At 65.5% G+C, this 11557-nt stretch carries 9 protein-coding genes; 6 read left to right on the top strand and 3 right to left on the bottom strand.

What is annotated here, in order from left to right; genetic code table 11:
- Positions 1–54 precede the first annotated feature (54 nt).
- Positions 55–558: a TPM domain-containing protein gene (locus AC3WRI_RS32320; protein ID WP_010813021.1), complete on the top strand. Its 504-nt coding sequence runs from the start codon at positions 55–57 to the stop codon at positions 556–558.
- Between the two features lie 9 nt (positions 559–567).
- Here the strand turns inward: AC3WRI_RS32320 and AC3WRI_RS32315 are convergent, their stop codons facing one another.
- Positions 568–1857 (bottom strand): MFS transporter, encoded by a 1290-nt coding sequence (locus tag AC3WRI_RS32315; RefSeq protein WP_492294945.1) that lies wholly within the window; start codon positions 1855–1857, stop codon positions 568–570.
- Between the two features lie 81 nt (positions 1858–1938).
- Here AC3WRI_RS32315 and AC3WRI_RS32310 point away from each other — a divergent pair, with 81 nt between their 5' ends.
- The 4 genes from AC3WRI_RS32310 (at position 1939) to AC3WRI_RS32295 (ending at position 6730) form a co-directional block, all read left to right on the top strand.
- Entirely contained in the window at positions 1939–2913 is a 975-nt protein-coding gene (locus AC3WRI_RS32310) for a LysR substrate-binding domain-containing protein (protein ID WP_010813023.1), read from the top strand.
- Between the two features lie 1293 nt (positions 2914–4206).
- Positions 4207–5583 (top strand): sigma-54 dependent transcriptional regulator, encoded by a 1377-nt coding sequence (locus AC3WRI_RS32305; RefSeq protein WP_010813024.1) that lies wholly within the window; start codon positions 4207–4209, stop codon positions 5581–5583.
- A 26-nt stretch (positions 5584–5609) separates the two neighbouring features.
- Positions 5610–6344, top strand: coding sequence for a class I SAM-dependent methyltransferase (locus AC3WRI_RS32300; RefSeq protein ID WP_010813025.1), 735 nt, complete (start codon positions 5610–5612; stop codon positions 6342–6344).
- Entirely contained in the window at positions 6341–6730 is a 390-nt protein-coding gene (locus AC3WRI_RS32295) for a GtrA family protein (protein WP_010813026.1), read from the top strand. Before AC3WRI_RS32300 ends, AC3WRI_RS32295 begins: the two co-directional genes overlap by 4 nt.
- Before the next feature lie 30 nt (positions 6731–6760).
- Here the strand turns inward: AC3WRI_RS32295 and AC3WRI_RS32290 are convergent, their stop codons facing one another.
- The gene (locus AC3WRI_RS32290) at positions 6761–7783 is read right to left on the bottom strand and encodes a glycosyltransferase family 2 protein (RefSeq protein WP_011614665.1); all 1023 of its coding nucleotides are present in this window, start codon (positions 7781–7783) and stop codon (positions 6761–6763) included.
- A 66-nt stretch (positions 7784–7849) separates the two neighbouring features.
- Positions 7850–9097: a glycosyltransferase family 87 protein gene (locus AC3WRI_RS32285; protein ID WP_062804602.1), complete on the bottom strand. Its 1248-nt coding sequence runs from the start codon at positions 9095–9097 to the stop codon at positions 7850–7852.
- Positions 9098–9778: 681 nt separating this feature from the next.
- Between AC3WRI_RS32285 and AC3WRI_RS32280 the strand changes: the two genes are divergently transcribed.
- Entirely contained in the window at positions 9779–11248 is a 1470-nt protein-coding gene (locus tag AC3WRI_RS32280; RefSeq protein ID WP_010813029.1) for a hypothetical protein, read from the top strand.
- Positions 11249–11557 lie beyond the last annotated feature (309 nt).

The following is an 11557-nucleotide window of genomic DNA, read 5'->3' as shown; positions in this document are numbered from 1 at the left end:
CTTCGACGGCGGCGGCGCCTCGGGCAACTGGTGACAGCACAAGGAACGAAGACAATGCCGAATCTCCGACGTGCCCTGCACCATATCGCCACCACGGCCAGCGCAGCCCGCAAGCACTTTCCAGCCGAAGCCCAGCAGCAGCTGCATGCAGCCGTGCATGCCGGCGAAGCCAGCCACCGCGGCGAGATCCGCGTGGTGATCGAAGCCAGCCTGCCGGTGGGCGATGCCTGGTCCGGCGTCACGCCGCGCGAGCGCGCCCGCTTCCTGTTTGGCGCGCTCGAGGTCTGGAACACCGCGGACCATACCGGCGTGCTGCTCTATATCAACCTGGCCGACCATGCGGTCGAGCTGCTCGCCGACCGCGGCATCGACGCCAGCGTGGGGCCCGCCACCTGGCGCGAGCTGTGCGACGAACTGGTGCTGGGACTCAGACAGGACCTGTCGGTACGGCCGGTGCTGGCCACCGTGGCGAGCATCCATGCACTGCTGGCCACGCACTTCCCCTCCGACGGCGGGCACAACCCGAACGAGCTGGACGACCGTCCGGTCTTTCTCTAGCCGACCGGCTCAGCGGGCGGCAGCCGCCTCGCGGCGGGCGCGCCGCCCGCCCATCGCGTACCACACCGCCGCCAGCGCCTGCAGCGCCACCAGCACGGCCCACGCCGTCAGGTGCGCCTCCTTCGGGTAATGGCCACCAATAGCGGGCCACAGGTCCAGTACGAAGCCGATACCCACCTGGCAGGCAAAGGTCGACAGGAACACGGTCAGCGTCAGCGCCGTGGTAGCCCTTCCGATCAGCGCATCCGGGAAGCTGCGCGCCAGCACCGCATAGGTCAGGATGCCGCTGGAGCCGAACACGCCATAAGCCACCCACAGCAGCACCGGCGGCAGCGGGACCTGCGCCATCAGCAGCAGCTGGACCATGATAAAGGCGGTCATGCCAGTGCCGGCAAAGGCATACAGGCTTACGCCGATACGCTCCAGGTGGCGCGCGGCCCAGCCCGCGCCGACGCAGCCGGCCATCATCGCGAAGCCGATCACCGAGACCAGTTGTGCGCTGCTGGCTGGATCGAAGCCGGGCACGTCGCGCAGGAACGCACCCACCCATAGCGTCTGCACCGCCATGAACACGCCCTGGTTGAGCAGTGTCAGCGGCACCACGCGCCAGAAACGTTCGCTGACCAGGATCTGGCGCGTGCCGCGCAGTTGTTCGCGCAGGCTTTCCTTGCCGGCGCGCGGCTTGTCCGGCACGCCGAACCACAGCAGCACCGCCATCGCCAGCGATATGCAGGTCAGCCCCATGCTGACCGTGCGCCAGTCAGTCAATGACAGCAGCCACGACAGCGGCGCGCCGACCAGCACCGCGCCCAGGCCGCCGATGGCCATCACCACACCGTTGAGCAAGGGCATGCGCGACAGCGGGAACCACATCGACAGCGCCTGGATGGTGGCGCCCAGGCACACCGACACGCCTACCCCGATCAGCAGCCGGCCGGCGGCCAGCCCGCCCATGCCGGGCGCCAGCGCGAACACCATCGAACCGGCCACCGCCACCAGCAGCATCACGGCCTCGGTGCGGCGCGGGCCGTAGCGGTCCAGCAGGATTCCCGCAGGCAACTGGGCGCAGGCGAAGCCGAGGAAGTAGAAGCTGGTGAGCAGGCCCAGGTCGCCGGCATTGAGCCCGAGCTCGCGCGTCAGGTTCGGCGCAAAGCCCAGGTTGACGCCGCGGAACAGATAGGACACCAGGAAGCCCAGCGAGAATACCGCCAGCACGCGCCAGCGGGCGCCGGCAGCAGCACCAGGGGCAAATCGCGCTTGCGAGGGCGCGGAAGACAAGTTTGAAGTCGTAGTCGTCATGATGGCCCGAATTGTCGTTCCTCCGGCAAACCAAAGCCAACGAAAGATACCCGCGGCAATTGTGAGTAGAATTTGACGGCCATGGCCAAATCCCCCGCCAAACCCGCCCAACGCCCCGTCCACCTGCCGCCGCTGCAAGCGCTGCGTGCGCTCGAGGCCGCCACGCGCCACCGCAGCTTCTCGCGCGCGGCCGAGGAACTGGCCCTGACGCACAGCGCCATCAGCCACCATATCCGCGCGCTCGAGACCAGCCTGGGCACCAAGCTGTTCCAGCGCACCGGCAGCCAGATGACCCCCACCAGCGTGGGCGCGCGGCTGGCGGAACAGGTGCGCGGCGCGCTCGACAGTATCGAAAGCGCGCTGCGCGAGGCCGGCAACAGCGCCGCGCCGCCGGTAACACGGCTGCAGGTCAGCGTGATGGCCGATCTGGCCAATGCCTGGCTGATCCGGCGCCTGCCCAGCCTGCACGCCCAGGTGCCGTCGCTGGACCTGCACCTGCGGCTGCATGCGGAGATCACGCCGCCCGACCCGTACAGCGTCGATGTCGGCATCTGGCACCAGCGCATCGACCTGCCCGGTTTTGAATGCCACAACCTGATCGAGGACCATGTGATCGCGGTGGCCAGCCCGGCGCTGCTGGCGCGCTACCCCGGCTTCACGCTGGCCGACGTGCCGCGCATGCCGATGCTGCGCTTTGCGTTGCGCCCGTGGCGCGACTGGCTCGAAGCCGCCGGCCTGCCAGGCGACGAGCCCGAACGCGGCCCGATCTTCCAGGATGCCGGCCTGATGCTGCAATCGGCCGTCGCCGGGCTCGGCGTAGCCACTGCGCGCGCCCAGCTGGCGCACGATTACCTGGCCAGCGGCGAACTGGTGCAGATCGGGCCCACCCGCATCCCGTCCAGCCTCCATTACTGGGTCACCTGGCGCGAAGGCAATCCGCGCGAGAAGGCCATCCAGCAGTTCCATGCCTGGCTGGAGGAACAGGTCCGGCAGGAAGCCGGCCACGTCCACCCTGGCGCCGACGGCAGCACGCCCGCCAAGCGGTTTCATGCATGAAATTGTTTGAGGCGCAGATGTTGGCAATACGAATCATTTTCGTCTAGACCAGTGAAATCAAGGGCTTGGCGGGTGCCGCACGCCCTGCGATGGCCTGCCGTACGCGGTGCCGCGGCGTTGCCAGAGCGGTCCGAGTTTCACCAATGCAACCAGATCGCACACCGTGCCAGCGTCCGTGAAAAATCTACCCGCCCCATCCAAAGAGATGAGATACGGCCGGGCCCGCCCGGCGCCGCATCGTGCAAACGCTTGTCAACGCGTCGATTCCGTCCACCCAACCGCGCCCGCAACCGCGTGCGCGGCGCCAAAAGGCTGAAGACAACCGCGGCACGCCGGGGTGGCTACCGAGGTACAGAGTTCAAAACGTTGTAACGGAAATGAAACTACCTGGCAGCTTCATTCGCGTGCTGCATTCGAGCCCTGACGCCTGTCCGTTTGAAATTTTGCTCTCCCTCCTTCGGATGGGCATTGCCGGTGAAAAGTAGGCTTGTCGACACTCGCTTGCCACGCACTGTGATCCATGCGCCTAATTACCCGCTCGCCGAATGCTGCGCTGCAATATAGAAATCCCGCCAGATGTATCAGAAGCGGAACGTTATTGATCGCCAGCAATTGCCCAAGGCCAGCCGAAAATTTCCTTTTCCTTTTGTTATCAAAGGATTAGCCATATCTGGCACGTTCGTCGCACATATGTCCGCGCGAACAGAAGCCCGGAACAGGGGGACGTCTGAAACCGAAGCGGCAACACACTGGCACGCGTTCGCCGAAGATCAGTTTCAGGACGACCCCGCATCCCAGGGCGGGATTCGGACTGGCGCTGTAAGCGTGGGCCACGCGGCAGGAACTGGTCCGCATCGGCTGGCCAGGTGCAGGGGTCGTCGACAAGATTAGCGGAGGTCGTTCAGGAACACGGGCCGCAAGCGGACGAAAAGCGGCCCGTGGTACCTGGACTATGCGGCACGCCACGGCTGACCGGGGCGGCACGCAGACAACAAGCGGACGCATCGGCCGAGCCGGCGCATCCGGACAAGAAACGGGGTGAAGCAACAGCCTGCCATGCAGGCGATGCGAAGCGGCAGCCGCCGCGACCGATGCCAGGGAGGTGAGGTCGCGGCGGCGGCGAAAACGGGCCCACCGGCCCGCGCAACGCAGCGCCGCGGGCAGCAATTTTGGGAGAGCGCCAGGCCGTGGCATTGACATGTTGCGGCAGGCGCAAGCCTTAGAGCCAACGAAACCAGTGACCCGCAACAGCAGGCCACCGGCTTTGTAAAAGCAAAAGATCCGGGGAAATTTATGAGCGCGTACACCAACCGCCCGCTGCTGTACCTGTCGCAGCACCACGACGCCATGCTCTGCAGGATGCTCGCACAGCGTGGCTGGAAGATCAGCTTCGCCTCCAACCTGCAAGACCTCCACGCGCTACCCCCGGGCAACCAGCCGCTTGCGGCGATGCTCGACCTGCAAGGCGGCTTCAGCGATGCCGACCTGGAATCGTTCGAGCCCTGGCTCTCGCTGCCGCATATCGGCTGGATCGGCATCATCGCCGGCCAGGAGTCCCTGACCGAATCCGCGCGCCGGCTGCTGGGCCTGTACTTCGTCGACTATTACACCGCACCGGTCCAGCACCCTCGCCTGGCGGAATCGCTCGGCCACGCGCTCGGCATGGCGCAACTGCGCCCGGGCGCGCAGCATGCCCGCCCCGGCACCGCACGCCCGGACGGCATGATCGGCAGCTGCCCGGCCATGCAATCGCTCTTCCGCGGTATCGAGAAGGTGTCGCGCTGGGACACACCCGTGCTGATCTCCGGCGAGTCCGGCACCGGCAAGGAACTGGCCGCTCATGCCATCCACCGCGCTTCGGAGCGGGCCTCGCGCCCCTTCGTCGCGGTCAACTGCGCGGCGATCCCGCCCACGCTGCTGATGTCAGAGCTGTTCGGCTATGAGCGCGGCGCCTTCACCGGCGCGACCAAGCGCAAGCCCGGCCGCATCGAGATGGCACAGGGCGGCACCCTGTTCCTGGATGAAATCGGCGACATGCCGATCGAAAGCCAGACCAGCCTGCTGCGCTTCCTGGAAACCGGCCGCATCGAGCGGCTGGGCGGCACGGAATCGGTGGAGGTCGATGTGCGCATCATCTCCGCCACCCATGTCGACCTGGAAGCCGCGATCGCCGCCGAACGCTTCCGCGGCGACCTCTACCACCGGCTGTGCGTGCTGCGCGTGCGCCAGCCACCGCTGCGCGAACGCGGCAGCGACATCCTGCTGATCGCCGAACACGTGCTGGACAACGTGCGCAAGCAGTCGCCGGCACGCATCCGCGGCTTCTCGCCGATGGCGCTGCGCGCGATCCAGCAGCACAACTGGCCCGGCAACGTGCGCGAGCTGATCAACCGCATCCGCCACGCCGCCGCCATGTGCGAAGACGGCGTGATCCAGCCCGACGACCTGGAGCTGGCCACCCCCGCCGACGACCGCCCGCTCACGCTCGCGGCCATCCGCGAAGCGGCCGAGCAGACCGCGATCGTCGAGGCGCTGCAGCGGCATCATGAACGGCTGATTGACGTGGCGGCAGAGCTGGGGATTTCGCGGGTGACGCTGTTCAGGTTGATGCGGGATTACAAGCTGCAGGTGAAGAAGGGGGACCTGGGGTTGATCTGCGTGCAGGGCTAGCCGATCCATCGCGGAGGAAGCGACCGATGTCACCTGATGCCTACCTTGAAATGGCCGAGACCGAAGCCAGCCACTGGTGGTTCCGGGGGCGGCGCGAAATCGTCGGCACGATCCTTTCCAGCCTGGCGTTGCCGCGCGACGCGTCGATCCTGGAGATCGGCGCGGGCACCGGCGGAAACCTTGAGATGCTGTCACGGTTCGGCAACGTCAGCGCCGTGGAAATGGATGGCACCGCCCTGCGGCTGGCGCGGGAGAAGACCCTGGGAGCCTGCGACATCCGCAGTGGCAGGTGCCCCGACGACATGCCATTCCCCGAACACAGCTTCGACCTGGTCTGCCTGCTTGATTGCCTGGAACACATCGCCGACGATGCCGGGGCACTGGACTGCACCGCAAGGATGCTGAAAGCCGGCGGCGCTGCACTCATTACCGTGCCCGCCTACCAATGGCTATGGAGTTCCCACGACGTCTTCCTGCATCACCAGCGCCGCTATGGCAAGCGGTCGCTGCATGCACTCGCCACCCGGTGCGGCATGCGCGTGGAACGGATGTCCTATTTCAACACGCTGCTGTTCCCGCTTGCGGTGGCGGCCCGCATCAGCGACCGGCTGAGCGGCAGCCGGAAGGCAACGGGAGCGGGTCTCCCGCCCCAACCCGTCAACCAGGCATTGCACCGCCTGTTCAGCACGGAACGCCATTGGCTGGCACGCGGATCGCTGCCGTTCGGCATTTCCCTGATGGCTGTCGTGCGCGCATCGTGAGCGCCAGCATCACCACGCCCGAACTTCGCCGGGTCACGCGCTTCCTGGTATCGGGCGCCGCCTCGACGGGCGTGCATGTCGCCATCACCGCGACGCTGGTCACCACCCTGGCGACCTCACCGGTCGCGGCGAACTGCGTGGCCTTCGTGTGCGCGACCGCCTGCTCCTATCTTCTCAACACCTTGTGGAGCTTCTCGTCGCGGCTGCGCAACCGGACCCTGGGCCGCTTTGCCGGCGTATCGCTGCTTGGGCTGGGCCTGACCATGGGCATTTCCTGGACGGCGCAATATCTGGGGGCCAGCTATTGGGCTGGTTTGGCCGGCGTGGTCCTGACGGTGCCGGCCTTCAGCTACCTTGCGCACCGGGCCTGGACTTATCGGGACTAGGCATCGTCCCGCGGCCAGGCCGGGCACGCATCAGCGGCCACTGCTCACATGCCCGCGGTCGATCCGGATCACACGCCTTCCCGAGGCGATGAGCCTGTCCTGGCCGGTTTCCTGGTAACGGCGCCGCACCAGATAGATCGGCCGTCCCTTGGCTTCATCATAGATGCGGCCGACGTACTCGCCGACCACGCCCAACCCGATCAGCTGGATGCCTCCCAGGAACAGCAGTACCGAAAGCAGCGACGCATAGCCAGGGACATCAATACCGAGGATCAGGGTACGTGCCACGATGAAGGTGCCGTAGCAGAACGCGCCAAGCGCAATCAGGACTCCGATGTATGTCCAGCTGCGCAGCGGGATGGTGCTGAAGCTGGTAATGCCTTCAAGCGCGAGGTTCCACAGACGCCAGCCCGAAAACTTGGAACGCCCGGCGCTGCGCGACTCGCGCTCATAGGGCACGATCACGGTCCGGTAGCCCACCCAGGCAAACAGTCCCTTCATGAAGCGCCGCCGTTCCGGCATCTGCTTGAGCGCGTTGATCACGACCCGGTCCATCAGGCGGAAGTCCCCGACGTTCACGGGAAGCTTCTGCTCGGACAGCTTGTTATGGATGCGGTAGTAGGCGCCCGCGGTCACGCGCTTGAGCCAGGAGTCGCACACGCGGCTGCTGCGCTGGGCAAGCACCACCTCTGCCCCTTCCCGCCAGCGCATGACCAGCTCAGGGATCAGTGAGGGCGGGTCCTGCAAATCAGCGTCCATGGGAATCACCGCGTCGCCAAGGGCTTCGTCGAGTCCCGCAGTCAAGGCAGCTTCCTTGCCAAAATTCCGCGTCAGGTCCACGACTCGCACCCGTGCATCCCGGCGCGAATATGCAATGAGCTTGTCCAGCGTGTCGTCCGAGCTGCCGTCGTTTACCAGCACGATCTCGAAGCGGATCGCATCGATGGATTCGAGCACTGGAATGACGCTGGCGAAGAATTTGCTGATGCTTTCGGATTCGTTGTAGCAGGGCACAACGAGGGAAAGCAGTTTGACATCGTATGGACCCGACATGATCCCCTCCCGAGACGGGGTGGCTTGTGCACACACACCGTCGTGATTGCGCTGTCATGCGCCTTGTTATTTACCTGGTGCGAACCGCTCCCCGGCCCGCGCCCTGCGCAGGATTGCCATCAGCAGCAACAGCGTCACCAGCGGCCCGGCAGGTGGCAGATGACCCGCCTGATTCATGCTCAGGGCAAACGGCAGCAGCCATGCCACCACCAGCAGTTCCCGCTCCCCTTTCATCCAGCCGTGCTTCACACCCTCGACTGCCAGGCCTGCGATCGCCAGTCCCACCCAGGTCAGTTCGTAGTACCAGAGGTAGGGGCTTACCATCACGGTGGACGCGGCCAGCGCGGCAATACGCAGTGCCGTCGAACTCCGGCCGCGCCAGGCTCTGACCAGCACCCAGATCGCAAACACCGCGCCCAGCCCATGGGCCAGGTACGCGACCGTCACCGACGCCCCGGCCCGGCGCATCATGGCGAAGACGGTCGGACAATGGCGCCATCCAATCTCGCCCTGCTCAAGTACGATCTGCCTGAAGAGCGTGCCGCTTTCCAGGAACGCGGGTACGGTTTCCCATCCCCAAAGGGCAATGCTGCAGGCAGCGATCGCAGCCGCGGTTGCCGCAGCGGTAAAGAATGCCTTCCATGCGCGGTCCACCACCAATGCTACGGGGAGCAACGCCGCCAGTTGCGGCTTCACGCTCAGCAAGCCAATCAGCACGCCCGCCAGCACCGGCCGGGTTCTCAACTGGATCAGCGCCCATGCCGCCATGCCGGCCGTCAGTAACGAGTTCTGCCCGATCAAGGCGGCCTCATGGATTCCGGGAAAAGCCAGCACGGGCAGCCACACCACGTGGCGCGGCACACCGGGAAAAGCCAGGATCCTGAGTACCGCGGTGATGTACACGACTGCCGTGCTGCCGATGAAAAGCAGATAGCTCGCTGCAAACGGCAACAAGGACAGCGGCATCACGAACAGCAGGAAGGTCGGCGGGTAGACCCATGGCAGGAAAAACTTCCCCTCGCCCCGGACTGCACCGAACGCCGCTATGACGTGCCGCAGCGTCTCGTAGTCATAGACCTTGGCAGCCTGACCCTTCATGACCAGATACGACGCACTCCAGAAGGCCGAGAAATCCACGCCAGGGCGACCCAGCGAATCCGTGGTGAAGCCCCTCGTTTTGAATGCCCATGCCACGATCAAGGCACCATAGATGATCAGCACGGCAACGCTGTAGGCCCGGAGACGCTCCAGGTCCAGCCAATGCCGCGACATCACTGACCCCGGCGTTGCTGCCGGGCTATGGTCCAGGCTCATCGCTCCCCATCCCCCTGATATTCTGTGGCAGCGCCGGCCTGATTTCTTCTTGGCAATGCAGCGGCGATGCATCGATGTACTGGCTCCATTCTGGTCAGGCGCCCACCGATGTACAAGCAGAACCAAGGCCTGCGCGGGGGCGCTGAAATCCGGCTCGTGCGAGCGTTTCCAAACTGAATCGCGACCCGCTTCGACCGCAATCCCGTGTGCCATTCCGGTTCTCCCGACATTGACCGGGGGCGCAGCCAGTCCGCGGCGACAGCGCGCGTTTCCCCGCTGAAACGTTCGCGTTCGGGCGGCTTACTCCCGGCGACTCATCCCGCGCGGACGCACAGCGGCGCCATTGCGCGTCGGTCTCCGCCAAATGCACTGTGTGCCGCACGCTCCGACTCATACTTTTGGAGCAGGGATGGCCGCACGCGCGCGCTGCCTCGCATGCGGCCGCGAGCTTCAAAGAATTAAGCACGATTCGTCGTGGAAACGGGAGCACGGGCACGTTGTCGCCATCTCGGCAACGCGCTCACCCAGGCGGCGCCCTCTCCCCGGGAAAACAAGCGCACCTGCGGCGATGGCGCGGTTATTGCGACAGCCTGGCAACTGCGCCCCCGGCGGCGCCGGGCCAGCCGCGCGCCCTTCCCGCCTGATCCGGATGGGTAACCATTACAGCCACCGCGAGACGCCATGAAAATCATCACGACCTGGGTGGAGACGACCAGCAGGGAAAGCCTGCTCCAGCAGTTCGCCACGAAGCAATGGTTCTGGCTCGCCCTCTTCGGACTCAGCCTGTTCTCGATCCTCTCATTTATCGGTGGCCGCTTGCTAGTGGATGCCGACACCCTCTGGCACATCGCCGCCGGCAAATGGATCCTTGCCAACCACGCAGTGCCGGCGACCGATCCGTTCTCATTCTCTTTTCACGGCGCAAAATGGGTTCCGCATGAATGGCTGGCCGAAGTCATCCTTGGCGCATCCCATGCCTGGCTCGGCTGGGCCGGGCCGGTGCTGGTCACCGCGCTGGCGACTGCCGTCACGCTGACCGTACTGTTGCGGTTCCTGCTGCGCTATATCGAACCACTGCATGCGTTCGCCGTGACACTCCTGGCCTTCCTCACGCTGGCCCAGCATCTGCTCGCCCGCCCCCATGCGCTGGCCTGGCCGCTGATGGTGATCTGGGCCGCCCACCTTGTGCTGGCGCGTGAGCAAGGCAAGCGACCCAGCCTGTGGCTGCCGGTCGTCATGCTGGCCTGGGCCAACCTGCATGGCAGCTTCCTTCTCGGTATCGGGCTGGCCGGCGCGCTGGCCGTCGAGGCCTTCCTGACTGAAGGACATCCACGCCGGAGCGCGCGGGCATGGGCACCATTCCTGGCACTGACCGTCCTGGCGGCCCTGCTGACACCGAACGGCGTGGACGGCCTGCTCTTCCCCTTCCACGTTTCCGGCATGAGTTTTTCGCTCAGCATCATCAGCGAATGGAAGTCACCGGATTTCCGCTTGATCCAGCCAATCGAGCTGTGGCTTGGCTTTGTGCTGTTCGGCGCGCTCTACTTCGGGTTCCGCCTGCCTGCAACCCGGATCCTGATGTGCTTCGGGCTGGTTCACCTTGCCCTGGCCTTCGCGCGCTATGCCGAACTGCCGGGGTTGCTGGCCCCGCTGTTGCTGATGCCCAGCGTAGGCCCCCAGCTACGCGCAGCCATCCGTCCGGAAATCAAGCCACGCCTGTCACCACGGAGTATTCGAACCATTACCGCGTTGTGCATGGCCTTGTTCATGGGCAGCATCGCCTTCCTTGCCAAAGGCATCCAGCACGACCAGAGCCGGGTACTGCCCCGTGAGGCCGTCAACGCGGCCATGGCGGCAGGTGCCGCCGGGCCGGTCTTCAACAGCTACAACTTCGGCGGCTACCTCATATTCTCCGGCATTGCGCCGCTCATCGACGGCCGCGCCGACCTCTACGGCGACGATTTCGTGCGAAGGTATATGGCAGCCTATTCTGGCGATGCCAAGGTCCTGCACGCCCTGATCCAGGAATACAAGATCCGATGGGCCGTTCTGGAGCCCTCTAGTCCTGCATCAAAGCTGATCGATGGCCTACCGGGCTGGCGAAAAGTGCATGAGGATACCAATGCCGTCGCCTATATCCGCGGACAATAGGGCCGTCACCCGCCCGCCCGTGCCCATTTCCGGCTAGCCTGCAGCGCGCGTCGCACATTGCGGCATGGCGGGCGTCCCGGCCCACCTGCGTGGCCGTGGCGGGCCACGCCATGGCACTGCATGGCTGCAGGCAGCGTTGGGCTGAGCTTCCGCGCTCATGCGATGCCCCGCTCCGCAGGGCGCATCGGATCACAGCTTATAGCGCAGCCCCTGCGGCCATCGGCAATGCGAGGTGGCTGCCTTGCCCCCCGCACCTGCCACGGCTCTCGCCCACGCGCGAACTCCAATCGCGATACACACCCAATACCC

It is taken from the genome of Cupriavidus sp. FW305-27 (assembly GCF_058787995.1).
The sequence above is the reverse complement of the archived record's forward strand: the minus strand, read 5'-3'. Positions and strand labels throughout refer to the sequence as shown.

Excerpts from the sequence above, each read along its gene's own strand:
- AC3WRI_RS32320 (WP_010813021.1), top strand. The coding sequence starts at position 55 with ATGCCGAATCTCCGACGTGCCCTGCACCATATCGCCACCACGGCCAGC.
- AC3WRI_RS32315 (WP_492294945.1), bottom strand. The coding sequence starts at position 1,857 with ATGACGACTACGACTTCAAACTTGTCTTCCGCGCCCTCGCAAGCGCGA.
- AC3WRI_RS32310 (WP_010813023.1), top strand. The coding sequence starts at position 1,939 with ATGGCCAAATCCCCCGCCAAACCCGCCCAACGCCCCGTCCACCTGCCG.
- AC3WRI_RS32305 (WP_010813024.1), top strand. The coding sequence starts at position 4,207 with ATGAGCGCGTACACCAACCGCCCGCTGCTGTACCTGTCGCAGCACCAC.
- AC3WRI_RS32300 (WP_010813025.1), top strand. The coding sequence starts at position 5,610 with ATGTCACCTGATGCCTACCTTGAAATGGCCGAGACCGAAGCCAGCCAC.
- AC3WRI_RS32290 (WP_011614665.1), bottom strand. The coding sequence starts at position 7,783 with ATGTCGGGTCCATACGATGTCAAACTGCTTTCCCTCGTTGTGCCCTGC.
- AC3WRI_RS32285 (WP_062804602.1), bottom strand. The coding sequence starts at position 9,097 with ATGAGCCTGGACCATAGCCCGGCAGCAACGCCGGGGTCAGTGATGTCG.
- AC3WRI_RS32280 (WP_010813029.1), top strand. The coding sequence starts at position 9,779 with ATGAAAATCATCACGACCTGGGTGGAGACGACCAGCAGGGAAAGCCTG.